The sequence below is a fragment of the Pseudotamlana agarivorans genome (assembly GCF_001642835.1).
In the GTDB taxonomy this organism is placed as follows: domain Bacteria; phylum Bacteroidota; class Bacteroidia; order Flavobacteriales; family Flavobacteriaceae; genus Pseudotamlana; species Pseudotamlana agarivorans.
In genome coordinates this window covers 21309-39862 of record NZ_LXEI01000015.1, presented here as the reverse complement: position 1 = coordinate 39862, position 18554 = coordinate 21309, and the positions used below count along the sequence as shown (strand labels likewise).

Genomic DNA, 18554 nt, shown 5'->3' with positions numbered 1-18554 from the left:
TTTCCTCAATAAATTCTTTTAAACTTTTGTCCTCTAAATCGAGTTCTTGTAATCTTTTTTTTAAATCATCCTGTTGCATTTTTTTATAGTTGTTAAACATTCAACAAAAAAAACACATCATTAATTTTTATTAAATTTTAAAGAATTACAAAGGATGTACAAAAACAAAAACAGGTATTACATTAATAATACAAATCACACAAAAGGACTGATTAACAATATGTTAAACCAAATAAGAAGAAACTTTACTACCCCACAAAAAAGGCAATAAAAGGATGCGTTTTTAAATGTTTTCTAAAAAGGAAGTAAGATTGGTGGAGCTATTATTTAAGCCGAGTTTTTTTCGCAATCGTGTTCTAGCCACATTAAGGCTGTTTATTGATTGTCTTGTTAACGTGCAAATTTCTTTCGAAGTCATGTTGAGTTTTAAAAATGCACAAATTTTCTTTTCGTTATTACTAAGATTGGGAAACTTTTGGTTGAGACGATCGTAAAAGTCGTTATGAACTTGATTAAAGCGCACTTCAAACTCATCCCATAGGGCATCGTCCTTAGCCATTTGCAAATCCATAATAATTTTTTGAACATCACTTTGATTTTCCTTTTTCATTTGTTTCTTTAAAAACAAAAGGCGTTTAGAAATTTCACTGATCAATTCATTATTTTTAATGAGATACATGACATTCGTAGTTAACTCCCTACCTTTTGAGTCTAATTCATTCTCTAAAGATTGTTTTCTTAAGGAGAGTTCTTTATTCTTTAGTTCCACTTTTTCACGTTGTAGAATCTGGTTTTTGGATTTAACTTTTTGAATAAAATAGAGTCCCGCTACAACCAAAATAATCAGTATAAGCCCAATACTTATTAGTATATACATATACTCTTGACGTTGCTGCTTAGCTTCTCTTTCTTGCATTTCCTTGTCAAATTGAAACTGCATTTCAGCTTCCGTAATTTTACGTTCGGTTTCTCTGTTAGTTAAACTATCATTTAATGCTGAAAAGGATATCCGGTAATCATATGCTTTCTTATAGTCATTTTTTAAAGCGTATATTTCACTTAAACGTTCTAGAACTTGAGCTCTAGGCATATTAGCATTAACTGATTCACATTTTTCTAAACTAAGAAGTAAGTTTGTTTCAGATAAACTGTAGTCTCCCGTTTCTTTATAAAGACTCCCCAGATGTTGATAAGATTTACATAAACCTAATTCATCATTTTGATCCAGCCTAATTTTCAATGATTCATTAAAATAACTTTCGGCCAGTTCTAATTTTTTCATATTTAAATAAACCAACCCTACGTTAGAATATAAGGAAGCCAGATTCGTCAAATCATTGGCTTTTTTACTGTAAGTAATACCCTGGCTATAATATTCCAATGATTTGGAATAATTACCTTTTATTTCTGTAACTATTCCAATATTGTTATAAACTGCTCCTAAGTTTCGGTTTCTAAACAGGGAGTCTAATTCTCGAGAATTTTTCAAAATTTCTAAAACTTGACTGAAATTTTTTAATGCTTCATCTTGCTTTTTTTGATAAAAATTAATTAGCGCTAAGCTATTTAACACCCTAATTTCTCCAATGACATGATTAGCTTTTTTATAAATTCTGAAAGCTTTCAGATGATATTCCATTGAAAAATCAAGCTTACCTTGGGTTATATAATTATTAGAAATACTTACAGCGCTACTAGCTATCAATGTATCAATTTCATATTCTTCTGCTACTTCTAATGCTTTTTTGTTATATACTAAAGAGGAATCTATATTATGTGCACCAAAATAAGTTGCTATTTCATGCAGCAATTCTATTTGCTTTACTGGGTTTTCTGCCCTTTTATAACTCAGTTTTAAACTATCAAGATTTTGTGCATTTATTGTACATGTAAGGCATAAAAAACAAAGTACAGATATGGTGTAGAGTTTTGACAAATGAATACTATATTTAAATAAAAATAATTGGCAAAATAATCATTTTTAACAAATATTATAAACCTAAAAATTGATTTTAGCTACATTTTAATAACTAAAACTAGTTTTTAACTAAATTTTAATAATTTACTTTATAAAAATAAAGCAAAAAAAAGGCTTCCAAAAAAGGAAGCCTTATACATATAACATTAATATTATTATAAAGATACTTTAGTACCGACATCTTTTCCATCTATAATATCAATAATGGTATTCGGGTTTGTTCCGTTAGCAATATAGGTTGGAATGTTTCTAGCAGCCGCCTCTTGAGCGTAATCTAGTTTAGATCCCATGCCTCCACGACCTTCACCTTCAGCCTTACCGCTTTCTTTAATATACTTTTGTAAATCATCATCAGGATCGACATTAGAAATCAAACTACTGTTTTTAGCTTCTGGATGCCCAGAGTAAAGTCCGTCGATATCCGTTAAAATAATCAATTTATCAGCATTGATTAGCTGTGCGATTAAACAAGCCAACTCATCGTTATCAGAAAACATAGATGTTTTAACCGACACCGCATCATCTTCATTAGCAATAGGTATTACACCTTCTTGCATTAAACCTTCCACACAATTAATCATATTTTCTCTATGAACTCCTGGTGTAAAATCACGTTTTGTAGGCAGTACCTGGGCACATTTCATACCATAATCATAGAAAATGGTGTAATACAGACGCATCATTCTTGGTTGCCCGATAGAAGAATACACCTGACGTCGTTGTGCTTTATTTTTAATTTTAGATTTCCCTAATACTTCTTTACCTGCTATAACAGAACCGGAAGAGACTAAAACTGCCATGATATCTCTTTCGTAAAGTTCAGAAATTTGTCTTACTAAATTCCTTAAAACAGGTCTAACAATTCTATTGTCTTTGTTGGTCATGACATTTGTACCAACTTTTATAACTACTCTTTCTTTATACATAATTAATGTTCTTCTCCAAGTTCAATTGCACGATTAAATGCGGCATAAGCGGCATCTCTAATTAATACATCTACTTTATTTGCTTCCATAGAGTTTAAAGCAGCACGTGTTGTACCTCCTTTTGAAGCTACACGATCCATCCACTCTTTTGGCGTGAGATCTGACTGATTAAAAAGCTCTACTGCTCCAGCAAAGGTTTGTGTTACTAAAGTTCTTGAATCTTCGTTTGAAAAGCCCATTTCTAGAGCTGCCTTCATCATACTTTCCATAAAGAAAAATACATAAGCTGGTCCGCTACCAGAAATACCTGTTGAAGCATCGATATAATTTTCAGAAGCTACTTTTAAGGATTTTCCTGTGGTGCTTAACAATGATTCAATATCGCCAGCTTCTTGTTCTGAAACCTCTGCTGAAGCAACAAATGAAGTTAAACCTTTCCCGATTTGAGCAGGAAGATTTGGCATAGCTCGAACTATTTTGTCTAATCCTGACATTTTTTTCATAGCTGCTATAGTTACCCCGGCCATAACAGAAACAATAATTTGATTTTTGTTTGTTAAAGGTTTTATGTTTTCAAAAACACTTTCGGCGTGAAATGGTTTCACAGCTATAAAAATGATATCCGCTTGTGGCACACAGTCTTTTAAATCTCGACAAGCATCAAAATATGGAATTTCATCAAGTTCCTTTAGCTTTTCCTCGCTATTATCAAGAACCATGATATTATTATTGTTAAGAAGTTTAGATGTAGACATCCCTTCGGCATAGGTTAACCCCATATTCCCTGCTCCGATTACTAGTACTTTCATGTGTATGTTTTGGTTAATTATTAAGTTTTGTATAGTTAGAATTATTTAAACAAATAGCATCCCATCCTTAGGGTGCTTTGTTTCTTTATAATATGTTTCTTTATTTAAGTGAAGTGTTTTAACAGGTAAACCAAAAAGATATTTTTTAATTGATGTTACTTTTGTTATGAGTTCACCCATTTTTATGCTGTAACGCTTTTCGTATTGCGTTTGACGTTTAATATATAAAATTTTCATGTGTTCTGTTTTAAATTTATTGCAATTAATTATTATTTCCTAGTTAATCGCATTTCAATATTTCTAGCTTCAAACCCCTCATCTTCAAACAACTTAATAATAGGATTATCTTTATTAATGTGCGTAGCTATAGCACCTCTACAATAACGCTTGGTATGTTTTATCAATTGACTCGCAATACCTTGTCCGCGATATGCTTCATTTACGGCAATGTAAACCAAAATATTTTCAGATAAATATTCATTCATGCCTGTTTTATTGACAACAACAGCTCCAATAATCTCATCTTTATGCTCCATAAGAAACACATATCCCCCTAGACCCGCTATTTCCTTTGCTGCGTACAACAACGACTTTCTTATAGCACTTATAGGGTCTTTAAAATCTCCTGAATGTTCGTGAATGAAATTGGCAGTACGGTTAATATCATTCATGGATAACCTTGTAAAGGCATCAAAATTTTTTATTGTGATAGATTTAGTTTCGGGCATAAGTTATAGTTACATCTAAATTACAAGATACAACAAGCAATGTTTTGAATAAAAAAATATACCTATTAAATAATATCTTGTTCCATACAAAAATATTTAAAAGGTAAACTGTTTAAAATGAAATTGATAAAGCGATTACGCTAGGTAGAAGGAGGGATGAATTTATCGGATTGGATTCTAAACACTAAAAAATTGAAGTTAAATATTCTAAAATTTTTATTTTCATGTATTCCTTGTCTCATTTCACAAATTTACGTAAATAAACCCCCAATAGCAAATTTGGAACGTTAAGATAATTTTAATCCCCTTTCTCTTTTGATAGAATTGACACAACATGAAAAGTTTAAAACAAAAAAAAGCCCCCTTATTAAGGGAGCTTTTTAAACCGTATTAATAGGTTTTATTTCTTTTCGGGAGCATTAAGTTTTTCACTCATTTCCATAGAAATTGCCGACTTATCGAATTTTAATTTTCCAGACATGGTTTCTAAAATACAACTTCCGTCTTTGTCGTTTAATTCTAAAACTTTAGCGTGTAAACCACTTCTAGTAATCACTTTATCGCCTCGTTTTAAATTGGCTGCAAATTTCTTTTCTTTCTTAGCACGTTTCATTTGAGGTGCAATCATAAAGAAATACACAACAACAAACATTAATACAAATGGTAGTAAACTACCTAGACCTTCTCCCATAATTTATAATAGATTTAGCTTATTAGCTGTTATTAACTCTGCTCTGGCGCTGGTTTTACAAACGCTGAAATTTTAACAATTTCTGTTCCTTTTTCAGTATTTGCTGTTACCGTAATAGATTTTGATACTTTATTAAGGCCACTTCCATTAAACTTCACAGTAAACTGTCCGCTTTCTCCTGGTGCTAAAGGTTCTCTGCTCCAATCTTGAGGCACTGTACAACCACAAGAACTTTTAATATCGGTAATTACTAAAGGAGCATTACCTGTATTCTTATATTTAAAAACAGTTTCAACTGGAGTTTTTGCTACGATTTCTCCAAAATCGTGCTCTTTCTTATCAAATTCTAATACTGGAAAATCCGAAGCATTAGCATCGCGCTCTGCGGCGGCAGTAACATTAGATTCATCAATCTTAGCAGCGGCATTATCTTTACATGATGTAAATGCGATTAAACATAATGTGGTTAATCCTAAAATTACTTTTTTCATAGTGCGTTGTTTTTATTAGGTTTGGTGCGTAAAAATAGCAATAATTTAAACTATTAAAAATTTTTGCTATTTTCTTAACAGATATTAACATGTAGTAGATTACATGAGGCCACGACCCACTTTCGTTAAGGTGCCTTCAGCTTCATACTCCTTAACCAATTTATCTAAAATCCCATTTATAAAAATGCTACTTTTAGGTGTTGAATATTCTTTAGAAATTTCTAAATATTCATTCATGGTTACCTTTACAGGAATTGACGGGAAATTTTTAATTTCAGAAATAGCCATTTGTAATAGCACATAATCGACACTCGCAATACGCTCGGCATCCCAGTTTTTAGTTTTTTGTTCAATTTCCTTATTAATAGCTGCTCTATTTAATAAGGTCTTTTTAAACAAGGTTACCGCAAACTGTTTATCTTCAATATCCTTATAAAGTTTTGGTGTAAAATGTTTTTCTGGTGATGTCGCTTTAGCTTTTCTAAGCAGCTTTAATATCGTTGTATTTACCGTTGGAAGATCGTCTAACCAGGTTAGATTTTTATCCTCGATATAATCGTATAACTTATCATTAGGTGCAATAATATCTTTAAACACATCAACAATAAAAGCGCGGTCTTCTTTAAAGTCGGAAACACGCGTTTTCATATATTCAGCATATAATTCACTTGATGTAATGGCTTTAAAGATCACATCAACATACTCATTATCAAGCTCCCAATTTATATGACCATTACCTTTAATTTCATCTTCAAGTTGGATGTTATCTTTCAGAAGTTTTAGAAGTTCATTGTTTACAAACTTTCTATTAGGATCCTTATCTTCTTTAGTAGCCAGATGTTTGTTTTGCTTTTTTTGCAAATCATCCTCTGCTCTCTTTTGTACCTCAATCAATAAAGAAATGATTAATAGATACAAATTGTACATGTTTTCAATACTATAGACTAGAAATTTTTGATCTTTACTAAAATCATCACTTTCACTGCCTTTGAAAGCATACATGGTTTGCATTACTTTTACACGAATATGTCTTCTGCTTAACATCATTACAAAGAACTTTAATTTAAATAGATGAAGGTTTCCATTGTTTTCACGCCGCAAAAATAACACTATATTTAAAAAGAAATATACTATTCATGTATTTATTATAAGCAATATGTATTTAAAAGACACTTAAGTTCTTGTTGTGTAGTCGTAATTTTCAGCATCAATATATTATAGTAAAATCCGAATGCATTCTTAAAAATAAAACCTTTAGGGCACAAGACCTTAAGCTGTAGTTAAATAAAAAAATAATCCTAAATAATTTAAAATAGGCTTTAACGATATTTAACAATTAGAGCCGTGGCTTAAAGGTGGTAATTATCAATTATCCCCTATATTTGCCCTACTATTTTAATGTTTGAATGAAAGAATTACAGCACCTTAACAAATACTTTTATAAATATAAAACACATCTATTATTAGGTATTGTTATTACCATAGTTGCTAGAATATTTCTATTATTCACGCCGCGATATGTTAAAAAGATTTTTGTAATTATCGAAGATGCTTTTAAAAACAACGCTACTGAAACGGCCGTTAAAGCAGATTTAACAGAGGCCATTTTATATATTATTGGTGCTGCTTTTATAGGCGGTATTCTTACCTTTTTTATGAGACAGACCATTATTAATGTGTCTCGATATATTGAGTACGATTTAAAAAATGAAATTTACGAGCAGTACCAAAAACTGTCTTTAAATTTTTATAAAAAAAATAGAACGGGCGATTTAATGAATCGTATTACAGAAGACGTAGGGCGTGTTCGTATGTATGCTGGTCCGGCCATTATGTACAGCATCAATACCATAGCCCTTTTCGTTATTGTTATTATTTACATGGTTAATGCATCACCTAAATTAACCTTATACACCATTTTACCTTTGCCTATTTTATCAATAATCATTTATAAACTAAGTAAAGAGATTCACAAACGAAGTACCATTGTACAAGAATATTTATCGCAGCTTTCTACTTTCACACAAGAGTCGTTTAGCGGTATATCAGTAATAAAAGCATATGGTATTGAACCACAAACAGCTTCAAATTTTAATACCCTTGCTAAGGAAAGCAAAGACAAACAAATAGATTTAAATAAAGTACAAGCTTGGTTTTTCCCCATGATGGTGCTACTCATAGGCGCCAGTAACCTCTTGGTTATTTATGTTGGGGGCATGCAATACATTAATGGTGAAATAAAAAGTATAGGTACCATTGCAGAATTTATCATTTACGTGAATATGCTCACTTGGCCAGTGGCTACAGTGGGATGGGTGACCTCCATCGTGCAACAGGCCGAAGCATCTCAAAAACGTATTAATGAGTTTTTAAAAATCGTACCTGAAATAAAAAACAACAACGCCAATCATTCTGAAATTACAGGCGATGTTCAATTTAAAGATGTTTATTTCACATACGACGATACTAATATTCAAGCCTTAAAAGGCATTAGTTTTCATATAAAACCTGGCGACACGCTAGCCATTTTAGGAAAAACAGGATCAGGAAAATCTACGGTTTTAGATTTAGTAGGACGTCTTTATGATATTGATCAAGGTTCCATCCTTATTAATGACACCGAATTAGCCGATTTAAACTTAGTCGATTTAAGAAATAGTATAGGTTACGTGCCTCAAGATGCTTTTCTGTTTTCAGACAGTATTAAAACCAATATAAAATTCGGTAAACATGATGCTACCGATGACGATGTTATCGAAGCCGCTAAAAATGCTCAGGTACATAAAAACATTATGAAATTTAATAAAGGTTATGATACCATTTTGGGTGAACGCGGTATCACACTTTCAGGCGGACAAAAGCAAAGGGTTTCCATTGCAAGAGCCATTATAAAATCACCTAAAATATTATTATTTGACGATTGCTTATCGGCTGTCGACACTGAAACTGAAGAGAAAATATTAAATAACATTAACAGAATATCGAAAGGCAAAACGAGTATTATTGTAAGTCATCGTATATCAGCAGCTAAAAATGCCGATAAAATTATAGTGTTAGACGATGGTAAAATTGTGCAGGAAGGCACCCACGATACTTTGATAAATATTGATGGATATTACAAGGAACTTTATTTAAAACAACTGAGTGAAAACACAGCTAACCCACTGTAAATCTTCATAGTAAAACAAAACCTCAGCTTGTAAAATTTAATTAAATGCAACAAAACCTCAGAATTCAAAAAGAAACCTCAAAATTTGTTGCTTAGTATCGGTTTTTTTTAGATTTTTGATACAAAATGATTATATATTAATTTTAATTCGACTATGAATAATAACGGTATGATGGAGAAAGAGGAAATTTTTTCAAAAGTTTTGAGAGCAGGACGACGCACTTATTTTTTTGATGTAAGAGCTACGAAAGCAGATGATTATTACTTAACTATTACAGAAAGTAAAAAATTCACTAATGACGACGGATCATTTCATTATAAAAAACATAAAATTTATATTTATAAGGAAGATTTTGCCGAGTTTAAAGAGATTTTAGCAGAAATGACCGATTATATCATTAACGAAAAAGGAGACGAAGTGATTAGCGAGCGTCACCAAAAGGACTTCAAAAAAGAATACGACCCTACAAGTAGAGTTACGGAAGATGAATTAAAAACTCCTGAAAGTTTTACTGATATTAGTTTTGACGATATTTAAAATAATTAAATAACAAATCAAGAACCGCTAAACTCCTTTAGCGGTTTTTTTATGCTATAATTTCACTGCAACCAATACCAGTACTAAACTCATTACCAAGTAATACAAGGCTGCTGTAAAACCAAACAAACCTACTACTACCAACGCTGTTAAAAGCAACCAAAACGGCCCCAACACAATAGTTACCGCGAAACGAAAAGTCGCTACAAACTCAAGCTCTTTAATTTTTGGCTGAGCATAATATTTCCACACCACATAAGGCATAATATAGTTCACAATTAATAGGAAGCGAAAGAGCTGTTTTAACCAAACAAATCGCGCTTTATGGCGTTTTACAGGGGCTTCAAAATTATTTTTAACACAAGCATTTACGGTCTGTGGTTTTAAAAAATCTACTTTTAAAGACTCTAGTTTATCCAGCGTTTCCTGATACCCCTCTATTGGTACAACGGTGGTAAGTTTAGACATTTCAGCTTGAATTCTAGTTTTAAGCGTTATAACATCTTGGTTTCTCTGTCCCGTATACAAACTTTTGGCTGGTATGGGCTCACCGAAATGAATCGTAGCTTTATCAGGAAAATTTAAAATGCCCTCGTAATTTAAGCCTAGAGGTAGTAACTGTAGGTCCGTTTCGGGATATTTTTCAAGCGTATCCAATACAATTCGAGTAAACCCCTTGCTTAACGGCCTTACGGTACGCCTTAAATCATGTCCCCCTTCAGGAAAAATAACCACAGTTTCCCCTTGACTAAGTAACTTGGTACAGGTTTCAAAAATGGCATTATTATTCGTTAGATTCCCCCAACCATCGCGAATACGGTATACAGGAAGCATTTGAAACCGATGAAACAACTTCGCTAGTAATGGTTTGGTAAATACTCCTGCACGGGTTAAATAATGTAAAAATCGATCGATTGTCACGGCTATCAGCAGAGGATCAATTAAACCATTTTGGTGATTACATAAAATGAGTGTTGGCTTGTTTTTAGGTAGGCGTTCCTTATTAAAGACCGTTATGTTCTTAAAATAGAAAAACATGCCAATCTTCATATACCTCCTAATAGCTCTTAAAAAAATATATTTCAAACTTGCTTAGGTTATTACTTTCTGGTTGATGTATGGTGCATCTCAGATCAATCCGAAATGTGATTTAAATCTAGCTTACGGTAGTACCGTTTTTAACTGGATTTTCAGGGTTCAAAAGTACTACATCTTTCCCGTTTACAGCGCCAACTACCAAACATTCGCTCATAAAACTAGCAATTTGTTTTTTCGGAAAATTAACAACGGCAACGATTTGCCTGTTAATCAAGTCTTCTTTTTTGTAAAGTGTTGTAATTTGCGCCGAAGTTTTTTTAATCCCAAGATCACCAAAATCGATAAACAGTTGATACGCTGGATTTCTTGCTTCAGGGAAGTCTTTCACTTCCAAAATGGTACCTACTCTAAGGTCAACTTTAGTAAATTCTTCAAAAGTAATTGTCGCTTTCATTTTTTAAAAATACAAATATTGCCGAACTTTGGTTAAACTTTTTATCATGGCAAATACCCCTTCAAACATGTTGCCCTTAGGCACAAAAGCACCTTTTTTTCAACTACCAGATACCGTGAGTGGCAACACTTTAAATTTGAATGATCTGAAAGGTAAAAACGGCACGGTCATCCTATTTATCTGCAACCACTGCCCGTTTGTAATTCATATCAACAAGACCCTAGTTGACATTGCAAACGCTTACGCGGAAAAAGGTATTGCTTTTATTGCCATTTCAAGTAACGATGCAGCGAACTACCCACAGGATGGTCCAGAAAAAATGTGTATTCATGCTGAAAAGGAAGACTACCCTTTTCCATATCTTTACGATGAAAGTCAAGCCGTTGCCAAAGCCTATGATGCGGCCTGCACCCCAGACTTGTATGTATTCGATAAAAATTTATCGCTTGTTTACCGCGGTCAATTAGATGATTCGCGTCCTGGAAACGGAAAGCCCGTTACTGGAGCCGATTTAAAGTTGGCCTTAGATTGTTTATTATCAGGAAAGGAAAATGAAGCGATACAAAAACCTAGTATTGGTTGTAATATAAAGTGGAAGTCTTAATATCGGCTTATTTCAGTTTTAATTGCCAGATTCCTACATGCTGCCAGGTATCAAATTTGAATCCGACCTCATTAAGATGCGCCACCTTTTCAAAACCAAAATGCTCATGAAGTTTAACACTAGCATCGTTAGGAATGGTAAGCACCCCTAATACCGTATGAAAATTGTTTTGTTTTAGTCTTTTGAGTAAATCAGCATAAAGGGTTGTACCTATTTGCTTGCCATGAGCACCATGCTTTACATAAACCGTAGACTCCACAACATGGCTGTATGCAGGTTTAGGACGAAATCGACTACCATAAGCATAGCCCAAAATTTCATTATTTTCTTCGTAAACTAGAATAGGGTAATCTTTAGTGATACCATCTATTTTATGTTGAAAATCATCCAAAGTTAGTGCATCAATATCGAAGGTCGCTACCGAATTTAACACATAGTAATTATAAATATCCAATAAGGCTTGAGTGTCCTCGGGTTTTACTTGTCTAATCATTTTACAACCAACCTTTTTGTTTCATAACATTTTCAATATGGGCAAAATGATGATTACTATGCCAAGCGTAGTTGCCTATTTGGTAATTCAACTTTACTTCACTGTTCGTTTCAGGATGAATAAAACAACGCTCTAAATCAGCTTCCGTTAAGGTTTTTAATAAGTATACCAACTTAAAATGAATGGCCTTAATATGCTGCAGAGACATATCAATAGGTGCAAACTTAGAATCTGAAAGTTCTGCCCAGCGGTCTTCATAATACGCTTTGATAAGCGGTTTATCTTCCGTTAAAGCCCATTTAAATCGTGTATAACTATGATGATGGCTATCAGAAACATGATGAACAACCTGCCTGATGGTCCACCCTCCAGGACGGTATTCAGTATCTAATTGGGCGTCATTCAAATTTTCTACTAATGACTCTAAGCGCTTTGGAAACTGCTCCAAAACAGAAATCCACATGTTTAAATCTGAGTTAGAAATCGATTTTGGGCATTCAAATTTCCCTATAGGGTAACGTAATTTTTCAAGCTCTGCATTCGTCATTTTTAATGGCAATTAAATGGATTATGAAATTACACAATAAATAGTTACAACAAAAAAAAGAGGCTGTGTGAAAAGTCAATATCATTTGATTTGTCAGACAGCCTCTAATACTTATTTTAAAAGCGTTTTATTTCACGCTCATTAACTCAACATCAAAAACTAAAGTAGCATCTGGTGGAATAACACCTCCAGCACCTCTACTTCCGTAACCTAAGTGACTAGGAATAACGAAACGTGCCTTATCTCCTACTTGTAATAACTGAATACCTTCATCCCATCCTGAAATCACTTGTCCTACGCCAACTGGAAAATCGATTGGTGAATTACGTTTGTATGACGAATCGAATACGGTACCATCAGACAATTGTCCTTTATAATGTACAGAAACCGTTTTACCTTTTTCAGCTTTTGCGCCATCTCCTTTTTGGATGATTTGGTAACGTAAGCCGCTTTCCGTTTTATTAAAACCTGTAGCAAGTTTATCTAATTCAGCTTCTGCTTGTGCTTTAGCTTCTGCTAAACGTTTTTCTCTAGATCCTTCAAAAGTTCTAAAAGCCTCAATAGCATTAAATGCTTCTGCTTCGGCTCCAACACGAACAATCTCTAAAGATTCAATAACATCACCTTGTGCAATAGCATCAACAACATCCTGACCTTCAATCACTTTTCCAAAAACAGTGTGTTTATTATCTAACCAAGCTGTTTCTACGTGAGTTATAAAAAACTGACTCCCGTTAGTTCCTGGTCCTGCATTAGCCATCGATAAAACTCCTGGTCCGTCATGCTTTAAATCTGGATGAAACTCATCATCAAACTGATATCCTGGATTTCCAGAACCTGTACCTTGAGGACAACCACCTTGAATCATAAAATCTGGAATTACTCTATGGAATTTTAATCCATCATAGTAAGGTTTTCCTTGAGGTTTCGCCGAATTTTCTAAATTTCCTTCAGCTAAAGCAACAAAGTTACCTACCGTTCCTGGTGTTTTTTGAAATTCTAAAGCCACAAGAATTTCTCCTTTTGTCGTATTAAATTTTGCGTATAATCCGTCTTGCATTGTTCTATTTTTTAAGAAAGTGCAAAGATAACGAATGATTTCTGATTAGCGGATTTTGCTGGAATGATTTTTTGACGGTTGCCCCTTGACACTTGACTGTTGACCTTTGACTCTCAAAACACCCCCGTCCCCCTCAAGGGGGAAATGAATTGCGTTTCCAGTTCGGCTGGTTTGGACAAATTAAAACAGATCCTTTGTGAAATTATTTGTTAGATCTATAAAACTTTGTGGGAGAAACGAAACATGGAACCTTATTCAAGCAAGCTCAAGGTGACAGGAGTTGTTCTCGGTTACACAATTAAACAATTACACGGTTCAACTAAGTTTGGCATAAAGCATTCAGCATATAGCCTAAAGCATTGTACAAAAAAAGCCATGAGATGATTAACACACCTCACAGCCTTTTAAACTTATTTTTCTATATTCTAGTTCGCTACTTCACTAATAAACTTGATACGATACAAACGCAGTTCTTCATCGTCGTAATCGCCATCAAACTCATCAATAGCAGCTGTAATATTATCTGATTCCGATTCCATAAAATAATCGTGAATTTCTTCTTGTTGGTCTTCATCTAAAATATCATGAATCCAATAATCGATATTCAATTTGGTTCCGGAATAAACAATAGCTTCCATTTCTTTGATAAACTCTTCCATGGTCATACCTTTAGAAGCGGCAATATCATCAAGAGGTAATTTTCTATCGATATTCTGAATGATATACAACTTATTAGCCGAATTTGTTCCAGTAGACTTCACTACCAAATCTTCGGGACGTGTTATATCATTTTCTTCAACATATTTCGCGATTAAATCGATAAAGCTTTTACCATATTTCTTCGCTTTTCCATCGCCAACACCATGAACATTAGCCAATTCTGCTAAAGTTATGGGGTATTTTAAGGCCATATCTTCTAAAGAAGGATCTTGAAAGATAACAAAAGGAGGTACTCCTAATTTCTTCGCGTTCTTTTTACGTAAATCTTTAAGCATGCCCATAAGAACCGCATCAGCAACCGCACCGCTTACTTTTTGTGAAGTCACAATGCTACCATCCTCCTGCTCGCCTTCAAAAACATGATCTTCGGTCATGAGAAATGAACTCGGATTTTTAATAAAATCATGCCCTTCTGGAGTTAATTTAATAACGCCGTACGTTTCAATGTCTTTTTTAAGAAACCCTGCCACTAAAGCTTGTCTTAATAAAGCCATCCAATATTTCTTATCGTGATTTTTCCCAGAACCAAAAAAGGGTTGTTCATTGGTTTTGTGCGAATTAATCATGGCATTTTCTTGGCCTACAAGCACATTTACTAAATCTTTAGACTTGTATTTTTCATTACTATCGCGAATCACTTCAAGAATCAGCTTGACTTCAGTTTGGGCTTCCGTTTTCTTTTTAGGGTGACGTACGTTATCATCCATATCACCACCTTCACCAGTTTCATTGTCAAATTCTTCGCCAAAATAGTGAAGAATAAATTTTCTTCTAGAAATGGATGTTTCCGCGAAAGCGACTACCTCTTGCAACAAAGCTTGTCCGATTTCTTGCTCGGCAACAGGTTTACCAGACATGAATTTTTCTAACTTTTCAATGTCTTTGTAGTTATAAAACGCCAAACAGTGGCCTTCACCACCATCACGACCGGCACGGCCCGTTTCTTGGTAATAACTCTCTATACTTTTTGGAATATCATGATGAATTACAAAGCGCACATCGGGCTTATCAATCCCCATTCCGAAGGCAATCGTAGCCACCACAACATCGACATCTTCCATTAAAAATTTGTCTTGATGACTAGAACGGGTTTTGGCATCTAAACCAGCGTGATAAGGCACAGCATTAATACCGTTAACCTGTAAAACTTGTGCTAATTCTTCAACACGTTTTCGACTCAAACAGTACACAATACCCGATTTACCATCATTTTGTTTGATAAAACGAATAATATCGGCATCTACCTGCTTGGTTTTTGGCCTTACCTCGTAATACAAATTTGGTCTATTAAAGGACGCTTTAAAGGTTTTGGCATCACCAATCCCTAAGTTTTTAATAATGTCTTCTTGTACTTTAGGCGTGGCTGTTGCCGTTAAACCAATAATTGGAATATTGTCGCCAATACGCTTAATAATATGTCTAAGGTTTCGATACTCGGGTCTAAAATCATGTCCCCATTCACTAATACAATGGGCTTCATCAATGGCTAAAAAAGAAATTTTCACCGACCTTAAAAACTCGACGTTTTCTTCTTTAGTTAAAGATTCGGGGGCAACATACAGGAGTTTCGTAATACCATTGGTGATATCCGATTTAACCTGTTTTATCTCTGTTTTATTTAAGGATGAATTTAATACGTGGGCAATACCTTCCTCTTTCGAAACACCTCGAATGGCATCTACTTGATTTTTCATTAATGCAATTAACGGCGAAACCACAATGGCTGTCCCATCTTGCATTAGAGCTGGTAATTGGTAACAAAGAGATTTACCACCTCCGGTGGGCATTATCACAAAAGTGTGTTGCCCTGATAATATACTTTCAACAACATCTTCTTGAAGTCCTTTAAATTGATTAAATCCAAAATACTTTTTCAAAGCTGCCTGAATGTCTTGTTTTGCTATTAACATCAGTTTAAAATAATTAATTTACTTGCTTCTTCTTTTTCAAAACAATCAAAACTGAAGCATTAATTTATTCGTGTAATTTCAAGATCCCTCATTTATTTTTTCGTTAGTTTTGTAACGAAAATTCAAATTACAATTAATATTCAATTCTGATTATTACTTAAAGATACTAAAATCTTTAAAAATCAAATCAAAAATACAAAATTTTGAAAGACAAACAGTCTATTATTAACATTGCAAAGCAGACCATTGAAATGCAGAGTCAGGCTATTTCAAATTTGTCTAGTCTGGTAACCGATGAGTTTGCTAGCGCCGTTGATTTAATATACAATTCAAAAGGGCGCGTTATTATTACAGGAATTGGTAAAAGTGCTATTATTGGCAATAAAATAGTGGCTACTTTAAATTCTACAGGTACTCCTGCTGTTTTTATGCATGCAGCCGACGCGATTCATGGTGATTTAGGACTTATTCTGGAAGACGATGTGGTGATCTGCCTTTCAAAAAGCGGAAATACCCCAGAAATTAAAGTGATTGTCCCACTTATTAAACGCGTTAAAAACAAGCTTATCGCCATAACTGGAAACAAAGACTCTTTTCTAGGTAAGCATGCCGATTATGTCTTAAACGCCTATGTTGAAAAAGAAGCTTGCCCTAATAATTTAGCGCCAACCACCAGCACAACAGCCCAATTAGTTGTAGGTGATGCCCTTGCTATTTGTTTGTTAGAGTTACGCGGATTTACAAGCAACGACTTTGCAAAATACCATCCTGGAGGTGCTTTGGGTAAGAAATTGTATTTAACCGTTAATGATATTTCTTCGGTAAACGAAAAACCAAAAGTAGAACCTAATACTAGCATAAAAAACGTCATTATTGAAATTACAGAAAAAATGCTCGGAGTTACTGCTGTGGTCGAAAACAATAAAATTATAGGTATTATTACCGACGGTGATTTACGTAGAATGTTATCTAAAGTTGACGATTTCTCAAATCTAACGGCTAAAGATATCATGAGTGAAAATCCTAAGCGTATTGAAGCCAAAGCCATGGCTATAGAAGCTTTAGAAGTTATGGAAGGTCATGAAATCTCACAACTTCTAGTTGAAGATGAAGGCCTTTACGCTGGCGTCGTACACTTACATGATTTAATTAAAGAAGGCATCATATAATGGCTAAAAAGAACATTGATGAGATGTCTTTTTTAGACCATCTCGAAGATTTACGCTGGCATCTTATCCGCATATGTGGCGCCATAATAATTGTGGGAACTCTGGCTTTTATTTTTAGCCGATTTATTTTCAATTCCATCATTTTCGCCCCATTACACATGAGTTTCCCAACTTATGATTTTTTATGTAAGATGGCGACTTTAATGAATCTGGATACCACGTTTTGTAATGAAAAAATACCGCTAATTCTACAGAACAGAACCATGGCTGGGCAATTTTCTGCCGATATATGGACCGCTATTCTAGGTGGTTTTATCATTTCATTTCCTTATATCATTTACCAATTATGGAAATTTGTTAGTCCGGGTTTACATAGTGACGAGCGTAAACATTCAAGAGGTTTTATCATTATATCGTCACTCTTGTTTTTTATTGGCGTCCTTTTTGGCTATTACATCGTAACTCCACTTTCAATCAACTTTTTGGCTAATTATAGCATTTCCGATATGGTAGACAACCAAATCGACATCAGCTCATACATTGCTTTGGTGCGCTCGTCGGCATTGGCTTCTGGACTCATTTTTGAGCTTCCTATCATTATTTATTTCTTTACCAAAATAGGCTTAGTAACGCCAGAAATTTTAAAGAAATACAGAAAATATGCCTTGGTAATCGTCCTTATTTTATCGGCCGTTATTACCCCGCCAGATATTGCGAGTCAGGTTATCGTAGCCATTCCCATTTTAATTTTATATCAAGTAAGTATTCTAATTTCTAGAATTGTAGTTAGAAATCAAAAACGAAAAGAAAAACAGCATGTCAAATAGCGTTCAGGAATTCAACGACTACCGAGCTAAAATGAACGACAAGATTTTAGCCGATAACAACAAAATTATTAAGCGCATCTTTAATTTAGATACTAACGCTTTCGCGGAAGGCGCCTTAGATGTAAAAACTAAGGAACTTCTAGGGTTAGTAGCTTCTACAGTGCTACGATGCGATGATTGCGTTAAGTATCACTTAGAAACATCTTATAACTTAGGGTTGAAAAAAGAAGAAGTGGTTGAAGCTTTAGGCATCGCTACCTTAGTGGGTGGCACCATTGTTATTCCGCATTTACGCCGTGCATATGAATTTTGGGACGACCTAGAATCTCAAAGTTAAAGAAAATATAAATCTTAAATTTGCCTATTCCATTAGTATCATTTTACTAATTTTAGCCTTCAGAT

Annotated in this window: 20 protein-coding genes; 6 read left to right on the top strand and 14 right to left on the bottom strand. The window is 34.0% G+C overall.

The features are described from left to right. Positions 1-283 precede the first annotated feature (283 nt). From A6I66_RS14015 to nusB, 8 genes are all read right to left on the bottom strand, one after another. Positions 284-1936 carry a tetratricopeptide repeat protein gene (locus A6I66_RS14015; RefSeq protein WP_067150661.1) on the bottom strand — a complete coding sequence of 551 codons (1653 nt, stop codon included), beginning with the start codon at positions 1934-1936 and terminating at the stop codon, positions 284-286. Positions 1937-2133: 197 nt separating this feature from the next. Next, entirely contained in the window at positions 2134-2904 is a 771-nt protein-coding gene (gene proB, locus A6I66_RS14010; RefSeq protein ID WP_067150658.1) for a glutamate 5-kinase, read from the bottom strand. 2 nt (positions 2905-2906) lie between these two features. Further along, a complete protein-coding gene (proC, locus tag A6I66_RS14005) occupies positions 2907-3713 on the bottom strand; it encodes a pyrroline-5-carboxylate reductase (RefSeq protein ID WP_067150655.1) in 807 nt (268 codons plus the stop codon). 45 nt (positions 3714-3758) lie between these two features. Beyond that, the gene (locus A6I66_RS14000) at positions 3759-3950 is read right to left on the bottom strand and encodes a hypothetical protein (protein ID WP_067150652.1); all 192 of its coding nucleotides are present in this window, start codon (positions 3948-3950) and stop codon (positions 3759-3761) included. Positions 3951-3982: 32 nt separating this feature from the next. Next, a complete protein-coding gene (locus tag A6I66_RS13995) occupies positions 3983-4441 on the bottom strand; it encodes a GNAT family N-acetyltransferase (RefSeq protein ID WP_082935902.1) in 459 nt (152 codons plus the stop codon). A 400-nt stretch (positions 4442-4841) separates the two neighbouring features. Continuing rightward, positions 4842-5132 carry a preprotein translocase subunit YajC gene (yajC, locus tag A6I66_RS13990; protein WP_067150649.1) on the bottom strand — a complete coding sequence of 97 codons (291 nt, stop codon included), beginning with the start codon at positions 5130-5132 and terminating at the stop codon, positions 4842-4844. A gap of 32 nt (positions 5133-5164) precedes the next feature. Continuing rightward, entirely contained in the window at positions 5165-5623 is a 459-nt protein-coding gene (locus A6I66_RS13985) for a DUF1573 domain-containing protein (RefSeq protein WP_067150646.1), read from the bottom strand. Between the two features lie 99 nt (positions 5624-5722). Continuing rightward, positions 5723-6670 (bottom strand): transcription antitermination factor NusB, encoded by a 948-nt coding sequence (gene nusB / locus A6I66_RS13980; RefSeq protein ID WP_084399694.1) that lies wholly within the window; start codon positions 6668-6670, stop codon positions 5723-5725. Positions 6671-7029: 359 nt separating this feature from the next. On the opposite strand from nusB, the gene A6I66_RS13975 reads away from it, so the two are divergent. Together A6I66_RS13975 and A6I66_RS13970 are read left to right on the top strand one after the other, a co-directional pair. Beyond that, positions 7030-8793 (top strand): ABC transporter ATP-binding protein, encoded by a 1764-nt coding sequence (locus A6I66_RS13975; RefSeq protein ID WP_067150643.1) that lies wholly within the window; start codon positions 7030-7032, stop codon positions 8791-8793. 153 nt (positions 8794-8946) lie between these two features. Beyond that, positions 8947-9330 carry a PUR family DNA/RNA-binding protein gene (locus A6I66_RS13970; protein ID WP_067150641.1) on the top strand — a complete coding sequence of 128 codons (384 nt, stop codon included), beginning with the start codon at positions 8947-8949 and terminating at the stop codon, positions 9328-9330. Positions 9331-9384: 54 nt separating this feature from the next. Here the strand turns inward: A6I66_RS13970 and A6I66_RS13965 are convergent, their stop codons facing one another. Beyond that, positions 9385-10416, bottom strand: coding sequence for a lysophospholipid acyltransferase family protein (locus tag A6I66_RS13965; protein ID WP_245683462.1), 1032 nt, complete (start codon positions 10414-10416; stop codon positions 9385-9387). Positions 10417-10486: 70 nt separating this feature from the next. Next, positions 10487-10822 carry a tRNA-binding protein gene (locus A6I66_RS13960; RefSeq protein WP_067150638.1) on the bottom strand — a complete coding sequence of 112 codons (336 nt, stop codon included), beginning with the start codon at positions 10820-10822 and terminating at the stop codon, positions 10487-10489. Between the two features lie 46 nt (positions 10823-10868). On the opposite strand from A6I66_RS13960, the gene A6I66_RS13955 reads away from it, so the two are divergent. Beyond that, entirely contained in the window at positions 10869-11426 is a 558-nt protein-coding gene (locus A6I66_RS13955; protein WP_067150635.1) for a thioredoxin family protein, read from the top strand. A gap of 7 nt (positions 11427-11433) precedes the next feature. Here the strand turns inward: A6I66_RS13955 and A6I66_RS13950 are convergent, their stop codons facing one another. The 4 genes from A6I66_RS13950 to recQ all read right to left on the bottom strand — a co-directional run bounded on the left by A6I66_RS13950 (position 11434) and on the right by recQ (position 16156). Continuing rightward, on the bottom strand, positions 11434-11919 hold the full coding sequence (locus A6I66_RS13950; RefSeq protein ID WP_067150632.1) for a GNAT family N-acetyltransferase: 486 nt from the start codon (positions 11917-11919) through the stop codon (positions 11434-11436). A gap of 1 nt (position 11920) precedes the next feature. Then, positions 11921-12466, bottom strand: coding sequence for a YfiT family bacillithiol transferase (locus A6I66_RS13945; protein WP_067150629.1), 546 nt, complete (start codon positions 12464-12466; stop codon positions 11921-11923). A gap of 127 nt (positions 12467-12593) precedes the next feature. Beyond that, positions 12594-13526 carry a peptidylprolyl isomerase gene (locus A6I66_RS13940; protein WP_067150626.1) on the bottom strand — a complete coding sequence of 311 codons (933 nt, stop codon included), beginning with the start codon at positions 13524-13526 and terminating at the stop codon, positions 12594-12596. A gap of 425 nt (positions 13527-13951) precedes the next feature. Then, complete coding sequence (recQ, locus tag A6I66_RS13935) at positions 13952-16156, bottom strand: DNA helicase RecQ (RefSeq protein WP_067150623.1); 2205 nt, start codon at positions 16154-16156, stop codon at positions 13952-13954. Between the two features lie 251 nt (positions 16157-16407). On the opposite strand from recQ, the gene A6I66_RS13930 reads away from it, so the two are divergent. From A6I66_RS13930 to A6I66_RS13920, 3 genes are read left to right on the top strand one after another with little or no spacing between them, the layout of a single operon-like run. Next, positions 16408-17325, top strand: a complete 918-nt coding sequence (locus tag A6I66_RS13930) for a KpsF/GutQ family sugar-phosphate isomerase (RefSeq protein WP_394331378.1) — start codon at positions 16408-16410, stop codon at positions 17323-17325. After that, complete coding sequence (gene tatC, locus A6I66_RS13925; protein WP_067150617.1) at positions 17325-18152, top strand: twin-arginine translocase subunit TatC; 828 nt, start codon at positions 17325-17327, stop codon at positions 18150-18152. Before A6I66_RS13930 ends, tatC begins: the two co-directional genes overlap by 1 nt. Then, positions 18142-18489, top strand: a complete 348-nt coding sequence (locus A6I66_RS13920; protein WP_067150614.1) for a carboxymuconolactone decarboxylase family protein — start codon at positions 18142-18144, stop codon at positions 18487-18489. The genes tatC and A6I66_RS13920 overlap by 11 nt, the downstream gene beginning before the upstream one ends. The last annotated feature ends 65 nt before the right edge of the window (positions 18490-18554 follow it).